This window comes from Streptomyces sp. E-08 (assembly GCF_049913095.1).
GTDB lineage: Bacteria > Actinomycetota > Actinomycetes > Streptomycetales > Streptomycetaceae > Streptomyces.
In genome coordinates this window covers 4,648,533-4,666,690 of the sequence record NZ_CP183971.1, presented here as the reverse complement: position 1 = coordinate 4,666,690, position 18,158 = coordinate 4,648,533, and the positions used below count along the sequence as shown (strand labels likewise).

Here is an 18,158-nt window from a genome sequence, read left to right as displayed (position 1 = left end):
CTCGGGGAACCATTGTTCGCTGGCGGTTCGTCAGTTTACTTTGAGGGGCGCTTGATGCGCGCGATGCGAGTCGAGGGGAGCGACAGCATGGCCAGTCCCGTCCAGGACGGTCCGGACGACGACACCCAGCCAGAGACGGAGGGACGTATTCCGAACCAGCGGACACCGGAACCGGCCCGCCGCCGGGGGAACCAGCTCGTCTTCTCGGACCTGACCCACTACCCCGTCATCGCCCAGGCACTCGACAACCAGTGGCTGCCGGCGGACCTCGCCGAGGGCCGCCAGGAGGCGCACGCACCCCGGCGGACGCCCGGCGCCGTCGCCGCCACCGCGGCCGAACTGCGCCGCGCCCTCGTCAACAGCGGGACCCTGGTGGTCAACCGCGCGTTCTTCCTCAACAACGAGGCCCTGTACGGGAACTTCGGCCCCCACGCCGACCCGGACGACCGCACCTCGTTCGCCCGCCTCCTGCACGACCGGGCCGTGGTCCCGTACCTCTTCATGGAGCGGGACGGGACGGAGGACTTCGCCTTCGAGCACGACCAGGCCGCCGGGCACGCCTGGCGCCGCCTGGTCACGGAGGAGTCCGACCCGGCGTTCGTCCGGCTCGACTGGGACGAGGACGCCAACCGGGCCGGCGCCGAGCGCATCAGCCGGCGCTTCACCCGGCTGCTGCCGGGACTGAAGTGGCTGAACCCCGAGGACCTGGCGATGGACCTCGCCATCCCGCGCGAACTGGCCGAGTCGATGAAGACGGGCATCCTCCAGGACGTCGGCCGCTGGGCGTCCGACCAGGACCCCTCCCTCCCCATCACCAGGAACGCGGTCTACAAGGAGTTCCTCACGCGCCCCGGCACCGACCCGCACCTGAAACTGCTGCGGGACGGCACCGACATCGTCCCGGCGAAGCAGCTGATCGACCTCATGTACAACCTGGGCATACCCGACGCCAGCGGGCTCGTCGCCCTGACACCGCCCGGGTCCCCGCCGCGCCGCGCGCTCCAGGAGGACGTCTCGCCGCGGGCGCGGGCCCAGGACCCGGAGGCCGTCGGCCTGCTGATCCGGAACCTGGTCGCCGACTCCCTGCACCGGTCGGTCGACGGCCCCAACTCGTACGCCGGCCTCTCGCTCGCCGACGTCGTCGCCCTGCGCGAGACCGGCGAGTGGCGGACGTACATCTCCTCCCTGGACACCTTCCTGCACGACAGCTTCCGGGGCGGACGCATCCCTGACGGGGACGAGTTCACGGACCGGACGGCCACGATCGCCCGGGACCACGCCCGGATGCTGCGGACGGCGCGCCGGGCCGGACGCTCGCGCGAAGGACTCACCCGGGAGATCTCGACGGTCCTCGTGCTGGAGTCGGGCGGGGTCGCGGTCCAGATCGCGAGCGGTGAGCCGGTGACCGTGGTGCAGGGCGCCATCGGGATGCTGACGGCGGTGGGCGGGGCGCTGAGCGTCCGTCTGGAGTTCTGGGACAAGGCCGCCCGGACCCGCCGGGCCGGTCTCGGACACTCGCTGACATTGCCGACGCTGCGGCTGGGCAACCTGAAGAAGGACTGGGCGACCATCCAGGCCGCGTCCGGCGTCGAGTTCGTCGAGAGCACGGGGTCGCCGCACGGCATCCAGGCCGACCAGCAGGCCCGGGACGACTAGGAGGAGCGAGAACCCATGAGCGGCGAACCGGTACGACGGTACGAGCTGCTGCGCGCCGAGCGGCCGGAGCTGTTCCGCAACGAGCCGGGCGGGATCGAGATCCTGACCGACCCGGACGCCGTCGAGGCCGCCGGCGGGGTGGTGTACCAGGACCCGTACGTGCTCCTCGTACGGGACGCGGTGCGCTTCCCCGGCGGCCGTACCGGTGCGTACATCCGCTCGGTGAGCGCGACGGCCGCGCAGGGGTGTGCGGTGCTGCCGCTCCTGGGCGACCGGGTCGTGCTGATCGAGCACTTCCGGCACGCGACCCGGTCCTGGCACTGGGAGGTGCCCCGCGGTTTCGGCACGGCGGGGCTCTCGGACGCGGAGAACGCGGCGAAGGAGCTCCGGGAGGAGATCGGCGCGCCGGTGCGGGAGCTCGTCCCGCTCGGTGCGGTACATCCGGATTCGGGGGCGACCGGCGACCGGGTGCTGCTGTTCGCCGCCCGGATCGACGCGGTGGGGCGCCTGGAGGCGGGCGAGGGCATCCGCGGCTCCCTGACGGTGCCGTTCGCGGAGGCCGAGGCCATGATCGCCGACGGGCGGATCACGGACGGCTTCACCATCGCCGTGCTGACCCGCGCCCGCCTGGCGGGCCTGACGGCCTGAGGCGGGCAGCGGCGACGACGGGACGGACCCGGCCGTTCAGGGCCGGGCCCGGCCCTTGTCCGTACGGGCTCAGCCCCGGCGGCGGCGGGCCGCCTCGTAGAGCACGACGCCCGCGGCGACACCGGCGTTGAGCGACTCGGCGCCGCCCGGCATCGGGATGCGGACGAGGTAGTCGCAGGTCTCGCCGACGAGGCGCGACAGGCCCTTGCCCTCCGAGCCGACGACGATGACGACCGGGCCGCCGAGCGCCTCCAGGTCCTGCACCTCGTGCGTGCCCTCGGCGGCGAGGCCGACGACCGCGATGCCGGCCTTCTTGTACTCCTGCAGCGCGCGGGTCAGGTTGGTGACGCGGGCGACCGGGGTGCGCGCGGCGGTGCCGGCGGAGGTCTTCCAGGCACCGGCGGTCATGCCGGCGGCGCGGCGCTCGGGGATGACCACGCCGTGGCCCGCGAAGGCGGAGACGGAGCGGACGATCGCGCCGAGGTTGCGCGGGTCGGTGACGCCGTCGAGGGCGACGATCAGCGGGTCCTCGCCGTCGTCGTAGGCGGCGGCGGTGAGGTCCTCGGGGTGCGCGTACTCGTACGGCGGGACCTGGAGGACCAGGCCCTGGTGGTTCAGCCCGTTGGTCATGCGGTCGAGCTCGGGGCGCGGGGCTTCCATCAGGTTGATGTTGCCGCGCGCGCCGGCGAGCTGGAGGGCCTCGCGCACGCGCTCGTCGTTGTCGATGAACTGCTGCACGTACAGCGTGGTGGCGGGCACGCCGTCGCGCAGCGCCTCGAAGACCGGGTTGCGGCCGACGACCATCTCGCTGGCGCCCTTGGGGCCGCCGCGGCGGGGCGCGGGACGGCGCTTGGCCGCCTGCCGGGCCATCGCGTTGGAGACGCGGTACGCCTTGTGGCCCTTGCGGTCCTCGGCCTTGGGGGTCGGGCCCTTGCCTTCGAGGCCCTTGCGCCGCTGGCCACCGCTGCCGACCGTCGCACCCTTCTTGTTCGACGTGCGACGGTTCCTGCGCTGGCTGTTCCCGGCCATGACTACCTGTTTCCTCTGCTGACGTACAAAGTCTGTAACTGAAGTGTGCCGCCCGGAGTCCCGAGCGGCACGTCTTCTAACGGTTGCCCAGCGTCCAGCGGGGGCCGTCGGGGCTGTCCTCGATGGCGAGACCGGACTGGCTCAGCTGGTCGCGGATCGCGTCCGCGGTCGCCCAGTCCTTGCGCTCGCGCGCCGACTCGCGCTGCTGGAGCACGAGCCGTACGAGGGTGTCGACGACGCCGTGGAGCTCCTCGCCGCCACCGGTCTCCTCGGCCCAGTGCGGGTCGAGCGGGTCGAGGCCGAGGACGCCGAGCATGGCACGGACCTCGGCGAGGCGGGCGATGGCCTCGTCCTTGTCGTCCGCGGCGAGGGCGCTGTTGCCCTGGCGGACGGTGGTGTGGATGATCGCGAGCGCGTGCGGCACGCCCAGGTCGTCGTCCATGGCCTCGGCGAAGGCCGGCGGCACCTCGGCGGCGGGGGCGACGGTCGTCCCGGCCTTCTCGGTGGCGCGCTGGACGAAGCCCTCGATGCGGGCGAACGCCGACTCGGCCTCGCGCAGGGACTCCTCGCTGTACTCGATCATCGAGCGGTAGTGCGGGGTGCCCAGGTAGTAGCGGAGGACGATGGGGCGCCAGTTCTTCACCATCTCGGAGACGAGGACGCTGTTGCCCAGCGACTTCGACATCTTCTCGCCGCTCATGGTGACCCAGGCGTTGTGCACCCAGTAACGGGCGAACTCGTCGCCGAAGGCCTTGGCCTGGGCGATCTCGTTCTCGTGGTGCGGGAAGATCAGGTCGAGGCCGCCGCCGTGGATGTCGAAGGCGGAGCCCAGGTACTTGTGGGCCATCGCCGAGCACTCCAGGTGCCAGCCGGGACGGCCGCGGCCCCACGGGGTCTCCCAGTCGGGCTCGCCCGGCTTGGTCGCCTTCCACATGGCGAAGTCGCGCGGGTCGCGCTTGCCGGTGATGCCCTCCTCGGTGGGCTGGCGGAGGTCGTCGATGTCCTGGTTGGACAGCTCCAGGTACCCCGGGAAGGAGCGCACGTCGAAGTAGACGCTGCCGTCCGCCTCGTAGGCGTGCCCGCGCTCGATCAGACCCCGCATCATCTCGATCATCTCGGGGACGTGACCGGTGGCGCGGGGCTCGTACGACGGCGGGAGGCAGCCGAGCGCCTCGTAACCGGCGTTGAACGCGCGCTCGTTCTCGTAGCCGATGGACCACCAGGGGCGCCCCTGCTCGGCGCCCTTCCTGATGATCTTGTCGTCGATGTCGGTGACGTTGCGGATGAACGTGACGTCGTAGCCTCGGTACGCGAACCAGCGGCGCATGATGTCGAAGTTCAGCCCCGACCGGATGTGACCGATGTGCGGGGCCGCCTGCACGGTGGCACCACACAGGTAGATCGAGACGCAGCCCGGCGTGAGCGGGGTGAAGTCACGGATCTGCCGGGCGCTGGTGTCGTACAGGCGAATAGTCACCACTCCAGGGTAGTGGGCGTGTGGTAGTGCCCCGCGACCTGATCGGGGTCACCGATGACGTTTTTCACCGCGCCCGGCGCACTACGGGGTGCCGACGGGGTACACGAGGGCGGTCGCGAGGGCCGCGAGCCCCTCGGCGCGGCCGGTGAGGCCGAGTCCGTCCGTGGTGGTGCCGGAGACGGAGACGGGGGCGCCCGCCGCCTCGCTGAGCGCCTTCTGCGCCTCGTCGCGCCGCTTGCCGACCTTCGGGCGCACGCCGACGACCTGGACCGCGATGTTGCCGATCTCGTACCCCTCGGCGCGCACGATCCGGGCGGCCTCGGCGAGCAGGGTGACGCCGGACGCGCCGGACCACTCGGGGCGCGAGGTGCCGAAGTGGGCGCCGAGGTCGCCGATCCCGGCGGCGGAGAAGAGCGCGTCGCAGGCGGCGTGGGCGGCGACGTCACCGTCGGAGTGCCCCGCGAGGCCGTACTCCTCACCCTCCCAGAGGAGGCCGGCGCACCAGAGTTCGCGGCCCTTCTCGAAGGCGTGCACGTCGGTGCCGATGCCGGTACGGGGAAGGACGGGTCGGTCAGAAGCCATCGTTGGCCCTCCTGCGGGCGAGTACGGCCTCGGCGAGGACGAGGTCGAGAGGTCGGGTCACCTTGAAGGCCTCCTCGTGGCCGGGCACGACGACGACGGGCGCGCCGAGCCGCTCGACCATGCTGGCGTCGTCGGTGGCGCCGTCACCGGTGAGGGCGATGGTGGCGTGGGCGTTGACCAGGGTGTCGTGGTCGAAGCCCTGCGGGGTCTGGACGGCGCGGAGGCGGGCGCGGACCGGGGTGGCGACGACCTGCTCGGGGTCGCCGGGCTTCTCGGCCGGCTCGACCTCCTTGACGGTGTCGGCGACGGGCAGCGCGGGGACGACGGCGACGGCCCCGTCCCGTACGGCCTCGATGACGGCGTCCACGGTGTCGACGGGCACCAGGGGGCGGGCCGCGTCGTGGACGAGGACGGTGGTGATGCCCTCGGGGAGCGCCTTGAGACCGAGGTGGACGGACTCCTGGCGGGTGTCGCCGCCGGGGACGACGAGGTAGTCGGTCCGCTCGGGCAGGGCGTGGGCGTCGAGGAGGTTCTTGACCTCGGCCGCGCCGTCCGACGGGGCGACCACCACGACGAGCGAGACCGCGCGCGAGGCGGCCATGGCGCGGACGGCGTGGATCAGCATGGGGGTGCCGTTCAGCGCGCGGAGCGCCTTGGGGGCGCCCGGACCGAGGCGTACGCCCCGTCCGGCGGCCGGGATCACCACGGCGGTACGACTGGGACGCACTTCGTCTGACATCGGTTGCACTCCGGCAGGTTTGTTTCCGCGGCCGACATGGGTATGGCCTCACCGTGCCGGACGCACCGCCTTGACCGGGCCCTTTCCGTGACGACGGTCGAGGCGTGGCCGCGTGGGCACAGGGGTTCGGGTGAAGAGAAGTTCAGGGGGTGCGGGTTACTTCAGCGCTGCGGTGCGGTGTATTCCGGTGCGACCGCGTGCGTACGCTCCGCAAACATACGCGAACATGCCGCAGCGCCCGACGACAGCACTGTGTGGATCACAGCACGCCAGCGGGCACCGCGGCATCGCTTCACTGCTTCACTTGGGCAACGCGGCTCAGGACGCGAGGACCTCGTCGAGGAGGGCCTCGGCCTTGTCCTCGTTCGTGTTCTCCGCGAGGGCCAGCTCACTCACCAGGATCTGACGAGCCTTGGCGAGCATGCGCTTCTCACCTGCGGAAAGTCCGCGCTCGCGCTCACGACGCCACAGGTCGCGCACCACTTCGGCGACCTTGATGACATCGCCGGAGGCGAGCTTCTCGAGATTTGCCTTGTAGCGCCGGGACCAGTTCGTCGGCTCTTCGGCGTACGGCGCACGCAGCACCTCGAAGACCCGGTCCAGCCCGTCCTGACCGACCACGTCGCGAACACCGACGAACTCCGCATTGTCCGCCGGCACACGAACCGTCAGGTCGCCCTGCGCGACCTTGAGCACCAAGTAGGTCTTGTCCACGCCTTTGATCTGGCGAGTTTCGATGGCCTCGATCAGCGCGGCCCCGTGATGGGGATAGACCACGGTGTCGCCAACCTTGAACGTCATGTGACAGGTACCCCTTCCGTGGCTATCCAGGGTAACACGGATTCGGCTTCTTCTGAATGGCGTTTTCGCAGGTCAGGGCATATCTCGGGGCTTGACAACGGTGACACGGACGTGCTGCGGAGGGCTTCCGGAGGGCGGTATTCGCAGGTCGGAGCGGCTGCGTGGACGGAGAGAAACGCGCACGTTACACGTACCAGGAGCCCCTCCAGAGAGGGTCGATGTCCCGTTTTGTCTGGTTCGGAGCGGCCTTCTTCACCTACTCCGTTCGAGGATCGGCCACTCGTACGGACGCATGTCGGGGTGATTCCCGAAATTGATCAGTGGACATCAACCGACATCGGTGCGGGATTTTCCGCGGGGACGGCTCCGTGGAATGCGGCGGCGCCTCCGAATTGATCAAGGCGGTTATGTGAACAGCAGGTCAATGGGTCGTGATCCGGCCACACGGGGCGCCCGCGAGGCAGGCGACGGGAGGGCCGTCCCCCGGCACTCCCTGGGCGGACCGGGGGACGGCCGTGACCGCTTAGGGGCGGGTCGGGTGCGGGACGCGGAGTGAGGCTCGGTAACCTAAGCGCGCTGACACACCTTTAGCTGTCCCTTAGTTCCCACGCCCGTCCGTACGTCCTAGGAGATGCCGCCGCCGTGAGCCGCAGCCTTCGACGCGGCGCCCTCGCCGCCACCGCCATCGTGTTCTCCGTCGCCGCGCTCTCCGCCTGTGGCGCCGGCAACGACGCACAGACGCTCGAGATCCGGCCGGACAACGCCGCCGTCACCGTGGACGACGTCAAGATCCAGAACGCGCTGGTCATCACGCAGCCCGAGCCCGGCGTCAAGGGCCCGGCCGCCGTCTCGGCCACCGTCTTCAACAACGGCAGCCTGCCGCAGACCATCGACGCGATCCGCCTGCCCGGCACCGCCTCCCTCGTGAAGCTCCAGGCGGCCGGCGGCGCGGGTCCGATCATCGTCCCCGCCCACGGCTCCGTCGTCATCGGCGGCGCGGGCAACGCCTCCGCCGTGATCGAGAACGGCGCCGCGTCCGCCCGCGACGGCGACGCGCAGAAGGTCGTCTTCAAGCTGAGCAGGACCGGCGACGTCGCCCTGAACGCCTTCGTCGTCCCGGCGAAGAGCTACTTCAAGGACTACGGCCCGACCGTCGTCCCGGCCCCCCCGGCGGCCGCCCCGAGCGCCACCGCGTCGCCCTCGGGCGAGGCCGAGCACGGCGCCGGGCACGGCACGGAGACCCCGGCCTCGGGCGAACCGACGACGGCCGGCCACTGACGCCGAAGCCATACGCCGAAGGGGCGCCCCCCCAGCTGGGGGGCGCCCCTTCGGCGTTCTGTCGGTTCCACGGCTCGGGCTCGGCCCCTCCGCCCGCGCCCTCGCACCGCCGCGCGGGCATCGGGGCGCTGCGCCGGACTCCGTCCGGCCCGGCAGGCGGAGCTCGGGTCTACGGCTCGAACTTGTAGCCCAGGCCCCGGACCGTCACCAGGTAGCGCGGCGCGCCCGGGTCGGGTTCGATCTTCGCGCGGAGGCGCTTGACGTGGACGTCGAGGGTCTTGGTGTCGCCGACGTAGTCCGCGCCCCAGACCCGGTCGATGAGCTGCATGCGGGTCAGCACGCGGCCCGCGTTGCGCAGCAGCATCTCCAGGAGGTCGAACTCCTTCAGCGGCAGGTCGACCTTGCCGCCCGAGACCGTCACCACGTGGCGGTCGACGTCCATGCGGACCGGGCCGGCCTCCAGGGCCGCCGGGGTGACCTCCTCCGGCTCGCCGCGGCGCCGCAGCACCGCGCGGATGCGGGCGACCAGCTCCCGCGAGGAGAAGGGCTTGGTCACGTAGTCGTCGGCTCCTATCTCCAGGCCGACGACCTTGTCGATCTCGCTGTCCTTGGCGGTCACCATGATCACCGGGACGTTCGAGCGGCCGCGCAGCTGGCGGCACACCTCGGTACCGGGCAGACCCGGAAGCATCAGGTCGAGGAGGACGAGGTCGGCTCCGTTGCGCTCGAACTCGTCGAGGCCGTCGGGCCCGGTCGCCGCGACGGCGACCTCGAAGCCCTCCTTGCGGAGCATGTACGACAGGGCGTCGCTGAAGGATTCCTCATCCTCGACGACGAGCACTCGGGTCACGGAAGGACCTCCGGGGCGGGAAGCGGTTCGGGCATGAGTTCTGGGGTGGGGGAAGAGGCGGGCCGGCGGTCCCGTACGGTGCCCGCCTCGGGCAGCCGCAGGGTGAAGGTGGAGCCCTGGCCCTCGGTGCTCCAGACGGTGACCTCGCCACCGTGCGAGGCGGCCACGTGCTTGACGATGGCCAGGCCGAGACCCGTACCGCCGGTGGCACGGGAGCGGGCCGGGTCGACCCGGTAGAAGCGCTCGAAGATCCGCTCGCGGTCCTTCTCCGAGATGCCGATGCCCTGGTCGGTCACGGCTATCTCGATCAGGTCCCCGCCGGGCGCGGCGATGTGGCGGGCGGCGATGCCCACCCGCGTACGGGCCGGTGAGTAGTTGACGGCGTTCTCGACGAGGTTGCCGAGGGCCGCCGCGAGCTGGCCCCTGCTGCCCCATACGTAGAGGTCGGCGGCGCCGCCGGAGACCATGGTGATCTGCTTGGTGGAGGCGGGCTGCCGGGAGCGGTCGATCGCCTCGGCGACGAGCTCGTCCACGGACACCGGCTCGGAGTCCTCCAGCGGGTCGTCGTTCTGGACGCGGGAGAGGTCGATGAGCTCCTGTACGAGGTTGGTGAGGCGGGTCGCCTCGATCTGCATCCGGCCGGCGAAGCGGGTGACCGCCTCGGGGTCGTCCGAGGCGTCCATGACCGCCTCGGAGAGCAGGGAGAGCGCGCCCGTCGGGGTCTTGAGCTCATGGCTCACGTTGGCGACGAAGTCGCGCCGTACCGCTTCGATACGGCGGGCCTCGGTGAGGTCCTCTACCAGGAGCAGCACGAGCCGCGAGCCCAGCGGGGCGACCCGGGCGGAGACGGCGAGGGCCTCGCCGCGTCCGGTGCCGCGCCGGGCCAGGTCCAGCTCGACCTGCCGTATCTCCCCGTCGCGACGGGTGTCGCGGGCCATGTTGAGCATGGGTTCGACGGCCAGTTTGCCGCCGCGGACCAGGCCGAGCGCGTACGCCGCCGAGCTGGCCTTCACCACGGAGTCGCTCTCGTCGAGAACGACCGCGGAGGAGCGCAGCACGGACAGCACGGTGTCGACGCCGGGCGGGAGCACGGCGTCGGTGTGCAGAGAGGTACGGGTGGGTCGCGCCTGGTCGCGTTCGCTCCAGCGGAACGCCAGCATGGCGATCACGCCGGTGCACACTCCGGCGATCGCTGCCAATGCGGCGACCGCCGCGTTCACGTCCATGGCTCCAAGGTTATGCGGGGTCACGGACACTCTCCCAGCCGTCCGAGTGGCTCCTCGAACAGTCGTCGCCCAGAGTTCACCCTGGAGACGTGGGTGGTTCATTTGCCCTGGCGGCCCGGGTGGCGCGTGTCGCCCAGAGTTCACCTGGGGGAAAGTGCCGGTTCACATCAGGGGGTGGAACCGGACGCACAGGGGGCCGAACGTGGGAGCGTGGGGGTCCGAAGCCCCACCCGGACCCCGGAGCTTTGCGTAGAGAGGGACACCATGCGGGACGCGTACCACGAGGAACTGGACTCGATCGGCGAGAGCCTGGTCGAGATGGCCCGGCTGGTCGGGTCGGCGATCGGGCGCGCCACGACGGCGATGCTCGACGCGGATCTCAAGCTCGCGGAGAGCGTGATCGCGGCGGACCAGAAGGTCGACGACCTCCAGCACGACCTGGAGGCGCGGGCGATAGCGCTGCTCGCCCGCCAGCAGCCGGTGGCGACGGACCTGCGGATCGTGGTGACCTCGCTGCGGATGAGCGCCGACCTGGAGCGCTCCGGCGACCTGGCGCAGCACGTGGCGAAGCTGGCGCGGCTGCGGTTCCCGGACACGGCGGTCCCGCGGGACCTGCACGCGACCATCCTGGAGATGGGCCAGCTGGCGCAGCGCCTGATGGCGAAGGCGGCGGAGGTCATCATCACGAAGGACGTCGACCTGGCGCTCCAGCTGGAGCAGGACGACGACGAGATGGACCTGCTGCACCGGACGCTCTTCCAGCACCTGATGGACGACCGCTGGAAGCACGGCATCGAGACGGCCGTCGACGTGACGCTGCTCGGCCGGTACTACGAGCGGTTCGCGGACCACGCGGTGTCGGTGGCGAAGCGCGTCGTGTACCTGGTGACGGGTGAGCACGCGGACGAGCTGCAGGCCGCGGACGCGCCGGTGGAGGGCGCGTAGGCGCACGGGCGCCGATGCGCCGTTGATGCGCCGGTCCGAGTGGGCATGCAATGGGGGGAGGCGAAGCTCGCCTCGAAAGGGAGGGACCCCCATGGCCGAATCCCCCATGACGACGGAATCCGGGGCGGAGGCGCCGCGCGAGGCGGTGTTCCTGCCCGTGCTCGGCGCCTGCGGCTGCGGCTCGGGCTGCGGCTGCGGCTGCCAGTCGGGCGCCCCGTGCCAGTGCGGGGGCTGCTCGGGCTGAGCGGTGCGTGAGTGAGCGGGGGGTGGGGACGCGGGCCGCGCCCCCACCCCCCTGCCGCCCCCACTCCCTGCCGCGCCTAGACGTCGAGCACGCCGACGGTCTGACCGCCGCTGGTCTCGCCGGTGGGGCGGAAGCCGAGCTTGTCGTAGAAGGCGCCGGGGCCGTCCTCGCCGGGTTCCCAGGTCACGTAGAAGCGCTGCTCGCCGCGCCGGCGCAGTTCCTCACGTACGGCCTCGACGGCGAAGCGTCCGTACCCCTTGCCCTGTGCGTCGGCGGAGATGTTGAGGCGCCAGAGGCCGCTGCGGTGGTCGGTGGGGTCCTTCTCCACGTTCCACTGGATGTCGAGGAACGCCATGAGGAATCCGACGAGCTCGTCGCCGTCGAAGATCAGCCGCGGCCAGGCGTTGTCCCCGAAGGCGTACGCCTCGGCGAGGGAACGCACGACGGGGGCGACGTTGTGCTCCTGATGGGGGTGGACGCGCAGCGCGAGCGCGGCGTCGACGGTGGCGGGGGTGATCTTCTCCAGGCGGAGTGACGTGCTCATACGCAGGACGGTAACGATTCGCCGTGATCTCCGCGCAGGTTTACCGGGCCGGTCGAGGATGAGGCCCATGACGACCTGGCCGCGCCGCGTACTCCCGACCGCCTTCTGTCTCCTCGCCCTCACGGGATGCACCGTCCCGATCGCGGGCGTCGCGGGGGTCACCGTGACCGCGGAGGGGGAGCCGCTGGGCGTGCTGCTGGTCTGCCACGACGGGATCGACGCCGCGGTGCTGTACCCGGCCGACCCGCCGCCCGCCGACCCGGCCGCGGAGGTCGCCGAGGACGCGAAGGAGCCGGAGTACACGGACTCCTGGACCGCGAAGGAAGCGGTCACCGACTACACGACCTGGCCCCTGACCGGGCCGGCCGGAGGCGGCGGCCTGACCCCGGACGCGCCCCCGCACGCCCTGAAGCCGGGTCGGCTCTACACGGTGTACGGCGCGACCCAGGACAACTCCTGGTCGACGAACGCCCACTCCTTCACCCTCGCGGACCTGAAGAAGCTGCGGCCGGACCAGGTCGCGTACACGTACGACGACAAGGTCCGGACGACGACGGTGACGGACTTCCGCGCCCACGCGTGCGAGGAGTGAGGAGTCCTGGGGCCGTTACGGCCGGAGGAACACCACCGAGCGCAGCTTCAGCCGGTCACTGGCCGGGCGGCCGTGGGGCCGGAGGGTCCACGAGTCGCCCGAACAGTCCGGCTCCGTGAACACCATCGCGTACTCGTCCGTGTCGTTGTGCGGCGCGAAGGCGGGCTCGGAGGCGCCCGGGTCGGCGGCCTCGGGGATCGTGATGCACTCACCGCTCGCCGGGTCGTGCAGCGTGACCCACTGCTGGTCGCCGCTGATCCCGACGAAGCGGTAGCTGAAGTCGCCGGTGGCGGCGGAGGCCGGAGTGGCCAGGGTGGTGGTGAGGGCGAGGGCGCCGCAGACGGCGGCGACGGAGTGGCGGAGACGCACGAGGGTTCTCGTTTCGATGAGGGATGAGGACGACCGGAGTCACCCCACCCCTGACCGCCGTGCCCGTCCCGCAAGCGACGCACCGCAGCCGGAAGGTTTCACCCTCACCCGTCCGGCCGACGGGTCCCCTCCTACGGGGTGAAGACCTGCTCAAGACGGTGGATCGCGCCGTCGTCCCCGGTCTCGTACCGGAAGACGAGCCCCGAGTCGGGGTGGGCGTGGACCCAGTCGATCAGCTCCTGCACACCGATGCGCCGGTTGGCAGACCCGGAGACGATCGGGTTGGTGGCGGTGACGTACGCGGCCTGGTCGAGGGCCCAGCGGCTCTCCTCGCCGGTGCCGACGAACGGGACGCCGTCGGAGTCCCCGGTCGCGCATCCCCAAGCCCCGTGCTGGACGACGAGGTTCACCTTCCCGGTGCTGCCGTCGAGCTCCTCGATCCGGTAGAGCGCGAACTCATCGGGACTGGGCGCCGATTCGGCACACCCCTTGCTCTTGGTCGCCCCGGGCAGGGGCTTCCTCACGACGGGCGGGGTGGTGGCGGGGGCGGGCGCAACGGTGGTGGGCGCGACCGTGGTGGGCGCCGGTGCGACGGTCGTGGGCGCCGGCGCGGTGGGCGCGGCGGTCGTGGGCGCCGGCGCGGCAGTCGTGGCCGGCGCGGTGGGTGCTCCCGCACCGGCGGCGGCACCGTCCTGGCACCCGGTGAGCACGGCGGCCAGTGCGACGGCGGCGAGCGCGAGGACGGCGGGTCTGAGTCGGTCGGCGTTCATCGGGAAGTCCCCCTCTGCACGGGCGGCCACCCCCGGCCGCACCCCTCCCCGGAACGTAGCAACGCCCCCGCCCCGGCACAGCACCTGCCGCCACGGCGTCACACACCTGGTACGCACCGGCGACACCCACCGGACAACGGGCCGCGTGGCCCCCGGGCGGGCCCCGTGGCACGAAGAAGCCCCCTCCCCGCGGGGAAACCGCGGGTCGGGGGCTCTTTCGTGGGTCAGGGCTACTTCTTGCCCTGGGTCTGGGGTGCCCGTCTTCCGTCCCTGGTCAGAGGGGCGCGCACCCCAAGTGACCTGCGGTCGAGGGGTCGTTGGTGGTCGTTGATGGTCGTCGGCGGTCACCCTCGGAGGGCCCAAAGAGGGCCCGGCTCAGGGCCCGCCGTAGTCGCTATCGCTAGCAGTACGGCCCGCTAACGTTAGCGCCCCCGCTAGCGGGCCAAACCAAAGGACCGCCCTTCGGGCGGACGACTCTCCAGCCGCCCACTCCATCGGTCAGTACAGTGCATTGGCGGCGAGGTGGCCTCTTCCCGCCCGGACGGCGGCCAGCGGGCCCGCCGGCCGAAGCGCGCACTCCGCCGGGTGGGGCGTAACCAAGGCTTTCCAAGGGGCAGGGACCGGCCGTCCGCACCGTCCCCGTCCGCGCTTGGAAAGCCTCTCCTCCCTCTCTCACTAGAGAGTTAGGAGAAAACAGTGTGCGGAAAGCTCTCCAGGAAGAGTCCACGGCCCGCCCAGTCCGGCGTGGTTGGCCCGCCTCCACAAGGTAGATCACAGCCACACAAGTCTGCCATTATGTGCCGGTTTAACCCATTACCGAGACCCGGACAAGACTCGGACGGCCAGACGTTCACGCAGGTCACAACGCTGGGCAACCCGGACAGATTTCAATGCGACCCGGACGGGCGCGTCCGGGTTAACCCCTACGGCGTCCAGGTTCCGAGCCCTCCCAACTTCCCTAAAGTAGGGACAATAGGGGCGCACGTCCGGGTTATGTCCGGGTCCATATGGGCGATATGGGAACTTTCTTGGATGTGCTACATCGTCCGACGCAGGATGGCGGAGCCGCCTCAAACGGGCACCTGAGAAGTCGAGCTGGCACAAGCAAGAGGAGCACGCCCCCCGCGCCGGCGTGCTCCTCTTGTTGTTCAGCGGCAATGCCGCCTCTGGGGACGCGCCGCGCGGCGCCCCCCGTTCACGCTCTAAGGGCACCTGAAGGCCACTTCGCCATGTCGAATTCACGCCCTCGCATTCGTCTGCCTAAGCCATGTCCGGCCTCAGGCGTCAGGCGATCTTGTCCCACGTGTAACCCGGGTTGTACACCGAGGACTGCTGAGCGGGGGCGAAGGGTGCACGCCAGTCTCCGGTAGTCCGGTAGAGATAGAGGGAGTCGTTGGCACCGGAGTACGGGCGGGCATTGATGCCGCCGAGGAGGTCAGGGCGGCCGTCTTTGTTGACGTCGCCAGCACCAATGAGCCAGCCGTAGGTGTTCCAGCCGCCGCCGATCTTCATGCGCGGGGCGAATGTGCCGTCGCCCTTGCCCAGGTACTGCCAGAGCACGCCGGACTTGTCGCGCGCGACCAGGTCGCCGGCCGCGCCACCCGCGATATTGCCGACGGCGGTCAACTCGTTGTAGATGCTCCAGCCCGTACCGATCTTCTTGCGGGCGGTGAAGGGGGCGCTGGCATTCCCTGTGCCGGGATAGAGCCAGAGCCCGCCGGACTTGTCAGTGGCAATCGCGTCCGCACGACCGTCGTTCGTCAGATCGCTGCCCGCCGCGATCTTGTCGTAGATCTGCCAGCCGGTGCCGACCTTGATCCGGGTGGCGAAGCCACCTCGCCCGTTGCCCTGGTACAGCCAGAGCACGCCGGATCTGTCGCGGGCCAAGAGGTCGCCGACCGCCGTTCCGCCGAGGTTGCCAGCCGTTTCGATCTGATCGTAGATCTCCCAGCCTCGGCCAATGAACTGGTGGGACTCCTGGTCCAGCGTGCCGCCAGCGTAAATGGTGGTGTCGGCCCGCCACAGTCCGCCGTGGTCGTCGCGCCGGATGATGTCGAGCGAGCCGTTGTCGTTGAAGTCGTGCGGTGCGCTCTTGCGGACGAGCTTGAAGGAGCCGGAGGCTTGGAAGTCGAGAGGGGTTCCGTTGAGGGTCTCGGCCGTGATCGTCCAGGTGTAGTCGCCGTTCGGGACGTCACCGATGCCGGTGGCGTGGGCATCCCAGAAAAGGTAGAAGGTGCCAGGGCTGCCCGCGTCGCCGAGGAGGTGCTTGGTCGTGATCCCGGTCCGCGTGTGGCGTAGAACTACCGTGGCCCATCCGGCCCCTGTGAGCGTCCAGTCCATCTTGAAGTATGTCTTGGTGCTCAGATCGATGACGGACGGCACAGTGTGCCGGACGAGCGTGACGTCGTCCTCAGCGGACGTGGGGCCCACGACCGCCGCCACGTCCGTGCCGATGGGGGATGCAAACGCCGGGGTGCTCACCACACCGGTGCCGAACGACACGGCAAGCACAGTGGTGATGGCGGCACAGAGCCGCCGTCGGGTCGCGCGGGCATAGGACACGTTCAGTTTCCCCTCGAAGACACCAGACGCACCACGCGCCTCACCCATGTGTGACGCGCGCGAGGGCAGAAGGTTGTACGGGGCGAGCCAGCCCTGCGGGAGCGGTGCAGGCCTCCCGGTCTTCTAGGGATTCAATTCCGGATAGCCTCGCCGGGATTCGAACCCGGGTTTCCGATTCCGGGCGAACCGGAGACCGGTGTCCTTGGCCGCTAGACGACGAGGGATGCACGCAGCCTACGCGCTGGCCCGGAGCGGAACAGCCTCCATTTCGGTGGGCGGAGATCCGGCCTTCCCCCGCGGTGAGTTCAGCAGCGGCCAGGGCCCCAGGCGGGAGCACGTCGCCCTCGGCCCTCCCCTCAGGAGCGTCTCGATGGGCGGGCCCTGAGGGGAGCTCTCCCCAAGTCCCGCCTGGAATCAGAGAGCGTGGGGTCAGCTCAGCGAAGGGGTTGCTTCCGACCGTTCCAGGCGCTCCGACTCGGCTGCTGCCATGGGGGTTGCCCGGCCGCGACACATGAAGTTCTTCCCGCCGGTGGAGATCACGCTGCCCTGGATGCGCGCCGGCGGTCCGCCGGTCACCAAGCGACTGCTCTTTCCCGGCCCGCTGGGCGGGCACGTCTGGCGCACGTCGCTGAACGAGGACCACTGGAAGCCGGCGCTGGCGAAGGTGGGCGTCATCCCCGCGGCGAAGAGTCGAGAGCACGCCGCCGCGCGGGAGCACGGCATGCACGCCCTGAGGCACTTCTACGCCTCGGTGCTGCTGGACGCCGGGGAGAGCATCAAGGCCGTCAGCGAGTACCTGGGCCACTCCGACCCGGGGCTCACGCTGAAGGTCTATGCCCACCTGATGCCGAGCAGCCGGGACCGCGCGCGGCAGGCACTCGGCAGGGCCCTGAGGCCGGACGACTCTTCGCGCTGAGGGCCCAGCGTGGGCCCAGAGAGAGAAAATGCCCCCGATCTGCGCCGTGTACGCAGGTCAGGGGCATGATCACTATTCTTACTTCTTCTTGCCCTGGTTCTTGATCCGACCTGGGGCGGTATCGGGCTGTTGGTCCCTGACCTGCGGCTCAGCGGTCATGACCTGTCACGGTTGGCCGCCCTCGATCACCCTTCCACGGCCCAGACACGGCCCGGCGGCCGGCTACTTCCGCTTCTTCTGCGCCTTGCGCTTCTGAACCTCGTAGGAGGACCACTCACCGCGGTGACGGTCACACCTGGACGCTCCGATCATGGCCAGGCGCTGACACCGAGTCCCCTTCTGCGTGAGCGCTCCGCACTTGGACTGCGTTCGAGCCACTACTCCCCCTGGTGCCATCAGACGGACAGACCAGCAGAGTGTGTCGAGCGCTCCTGGCTCTGCGGAAGGCGCATGCGGGCGCATGACGCCTGTCCGCGGGGGCATTGGGGCGCACAACAGGTGAGAACACCTCTTTAGGAGTTCGATCAGAAGCCAACGGCGACCATCCTGCCCGTCGACACGACTGCGGTACGAGGACGCTCGTGTACGCCCTCGTACGGCGTCGTTGATGTCAGTCATGGATGTCAGGGGCCTTCTGATTCGTAGCTGCAACCGATCCCGTCAACTGGTCACATCAGTCACCATGGCGCCCTGGGAGGTGGCCATGGGGGACAGTTGCCAAGGTGGCAGTACCGCTGTCGTTCATGGTGATGCGCGAGCTTCCGAACCCGTCCAGCACTCCACGCCGGCATAGTCAGGCGGCTATACGTGCGCTTCGAGCGAGGCTTGCTGGCCCAACTGCTCAGGGCTCCCCTACCTCGTGAGGCCTAGCACAGTAGGTGCAACTTCAGCTACCTCGGCTGCTGGATGTCAGTGCGGTCTGCCATGCTC

General features: G+C 70.4%; 17 protein-coding genes, 1 tRNA gene and 1 pseudogene. 7 read left to right on the top strand and 12 right to left on the bottom strand.

The window, feature by feature from the left end; all coding sequences use genetic code 11:
- Positions 1-87 precede the first annotated feature (87 nt).
- Together ACN9MM_RS21535 and ACN9MM_RS21530 are read left to right on the top strand one after the other, a co-directional pair.
- Positions 88-1,656 carry a hypothetical protein gene (locus ACN9MM_RS21535; protein WP_426365133.1) on the top strand — a complete coding sequence of 523 codons (1,569 nt, stop codon included), beginning with the start codon at positions 88-90 and terminating at the stop codon, positions 1,654-1,656.
- A gap of 15 nt (positions 1,657-1,671) precedes the next feature.
- Entirely contained in the window at positions 1,672-2,304 is a 633-nt protein-coding gene (locus tag ACN9MM_RS21530; protein ID WP_426365132.1) for an NUDIX hydrolase, read from the top strand.
- A 69-nt stretch (positions 2,305-2,373) separates the two neighbouring features.
- Here ACN9MM_RS21530 and rlmB read toward each other — a convergent pair whose 3' ends face one another.
- The 5 genes from rlmB to ACN9MM_RS21505 all read right to left on the bottom strand — a co-directional run bounded on the left by rlmB (position 2,374) and on the right by ACN9MM_RS21505 (position 6,932).
- Positions 2,374-3,333 (bottom strand): 23S rRNA (guanosine(2251)-2'-O)-methyltransferase RlmB, encoded by a 960-nt coding sequence (gene rlmB / locus ACN9MM_RS21525; RefSeq protein WP_382867844.1) that lies wholly within the window; start codon positions 3,331-3,333, stop codon positions 2,374-2,376.
- A gap of 76 nt (positions 3,334-3,409) precedes the next feature.
- The gene (gene cysS / locus ACN9MM_RS21520) at positions 3,410-4,810 is read right to left on the bottom strand and encodes a cysteine--tRNA ligase (RefSeq protein WP_426365130.1); all 1,401 of its coding nucleotides are present in this window, start codon (positions 4,808-4,810) and stop codon (positions 3,410-3,412) included.
- A gap of 81 nt (positions 4,811-4,891) precedes the next feature.
- A complete protein-coding gene (gene ispF, locus ACN9MM_RS21515; RefSeq protein ID WP_329849864.1) occupies positions 4,892-5,392 on the bottom strand; it encodes a 2-C-methyl-D-erythritol 2,4-cyclodiphosphate synthase in 501 nt (166 codons plus the stop codon).
- The gene (gene ispD, locus ACN9MM_RS21510; RefSeq protein ID WP_426365128.1) at positions 5,382-6,131 is read right to left on the bottom strand and encodes a 2-C-methyl-D-erythritol 4-phosphate cytidylyltransferase; all 750 of its coding nucleotides are present in this window, start codon (positions 6,129-6,131) and stop codon (positions 5,382-5,384) included. Before ispD ends, ispF begins: the two co-directional genes overlap by 11 nt.
- 318 nt (positions 6,132-6,449) lie before the next feature.
- Complete coding sequence (locus tag ACN9MM_RS21505; protein ID WP_003953493.1) at positions 6,450-6,932, bottom strand: CarD family transcriptional regulator; 483 nt, start codon at positions 6,930-6,932, stop codon at positions 6,450-6,452.
- Positions 6,933-7,574: 642 nt separating this feature from the next.
- Between ACN9MM_RS21505 and ACN9MM_RS21500 the strand changes: the two genes are divergently transcribed.
- The gene (locus tag ACN9MM_RS21500; RefSeq protein WP_426365127.1) at positions 7,575-8,210 is read left to right on the top strand and encodes a DUF461 domain-containing protein; all 636 of its coding nucleotides are present in this window, start codon (positions 7,575-7,577) and stop codon (positions 8,208-8,210) included.
- 169 nt (positions 8,211-8,379) lie between these two features.
- Here ACN9MM_RS21500 and ACN9MM_RS21495 read toward each other — a convergent pair whose 3' ends face one another.
- Both ACN9MM_RS21495 and ACN9MM_RS21490 read right to left on the bottom strand, forming a co-directional pair.
- Positions 8,380-9,060: a response regulator transcription factor gene (locus tag ACN9MM_RS21495; protein ID WP_017242433.1), complete on the bottom strand. Its 681-nt coding sequence runs from the start codon at positions 9,058-9,060 to the stop codon at positions 8,380-8,382.
- The gene (locus tag ACN9MM_RS21490) at positions 9,057-10,286 is read right to left on the bottom strand and encodes a sensor histidine kinase (RefSeq protein ID WP_426365126.1); all 1,230 of its coding nucleotides are present in this window, start codon (positions 10,284-10,286) and stop codon (positions 9,057-9,059) included. The genes ACN9MM_RS21495 and ACN9MM_RS21490 overlap by 4 nt, the downstream gene beginning before the upstream one ends.
- A gap of 264 nt (positions 10,287-10,550) precedes the next feature.
- Here ACN9MM_RS21490 and phoU point away from each other — a divergent pair, with 264 nt between their 5' ends.
- Entirely contained in the window at positions 10,551-11,231 is a 681-nt protein-coding gene (phoU, locus tag ACN9MM_RS21485; protein ID WP_033203724.1) for a phosphate signaling complex protein PhoU, read from the top strand.
- Between the two features lie 91 nt (positions 11,232-11,322).
- The gene (locus ACN9MM_RS21480) at positions 11,323-11,475 is read left to right on the top strand and encodes a hypothetical protein (protein WP_352021585.1); all 153 of its coding nucleotides are present in this window, start codon (positions 11,323-11,325) and stop codon (positions 11,473-11,475) included.
- 76 nt (positions 11,476-11,551) lie between these two features.
- Here the strand turns inward: ACN9MM_RS21480 and ACN9MM_RS21475 are convergent, their stop codons facing one another.
- Positions 11,552-12,019 carry a GNAT family N-acetyltransferase gene (locus ACN9MM_RS21475; protein ID WP_426365124.1) on the bottom strand — a complete coding sequence of 156 codons (468 nt, stop codon included), beginning with the start codon at positions 12,017-12,019 and terminating at the stop codon, positions 11,552-11,554.
- A gap of 67 nt (positions 12,020-12,086) precedes the next feature.
- Between ACN9MM_RS21475 and ACN9MM_RS21470 the strand changes: the two genes are divergently transcribed.
- The gene (locus ACN9MM_RS21470; protein WP_426365123.1) at positions 12,087-12,611 is read left to right on the top strand and encodes a hypothetical protein; all 525 of its coding nucleotides are present in this window, start codon (positions 12,087-12,089) and stop codon (positions 12,609-12,611) included.
- Between the two features lie 15 nt (positions 12,612-12,626).
- On the opposite strand, the gene ACN9MM_RS21465 is transcribed toward ACN9MM_RS21470, so the two are convergent.
- From ACN9MM_RS21465 to ACN9MM_RS21450, 4 genes are all read right to left on the bottom strand, one after another.
- On the bottom strand, positions 12,627-12,980 hold the full coding sequence (locus ACN9MM_RS21465; protein ID WP_426365122.1) for a hypothetical protein: 354 nt from the start codon (positions 12,978-12,980) through the stop codon (positions 12,627-12,629).
- Between the two features lie 131 nt (positions 12,981-13,111).
- The gene (locus ACN9MM_RS21460; RefSeq protein ID WP_426365120.1) at positions 13,112-13,750 is read right to left on the bottom strand and encodes a hypothetical protein; all 639 of its coding nucleotides are present in this window, start codon (positions 13,748-13,750) and stop codon (positions 13,112-13,114) included.
- A 1,284-nt stretch (positions 13,751-15,034) separates the two neighbouring features.
- Entirely contained in the window at positions 15,035-16,312 is a 1,278-nt protein-coding gene (locus ACN9MM_RS21455; RefSeq protein ID WP_426365118.1) for an FG-GAP repeat domain-containing protein, read from the bottom strand.
- 142 nt (positions 16,313-16,454) lie between these two features.
- Positions 16,455-16,537, bottom strand: a tRNA-OTHER gene (locus ACN9MM_RS21450).
- A gap of 283 nt (positions 16,538-16,820) precedes the next feature.
- Here ACN9MM_RS21450 and ACN9MM_RS21445 point away from each other — a divergent pair.
- Positions 16,821-17,228, top strand: a pseudogene (locus tag ACN9MM_RS21445) (tyrosine-type recombinase/integrase); the annotation flags it as partial.
- Positions 17,229-18,158 lie beyond the last annotated feature (930 nt).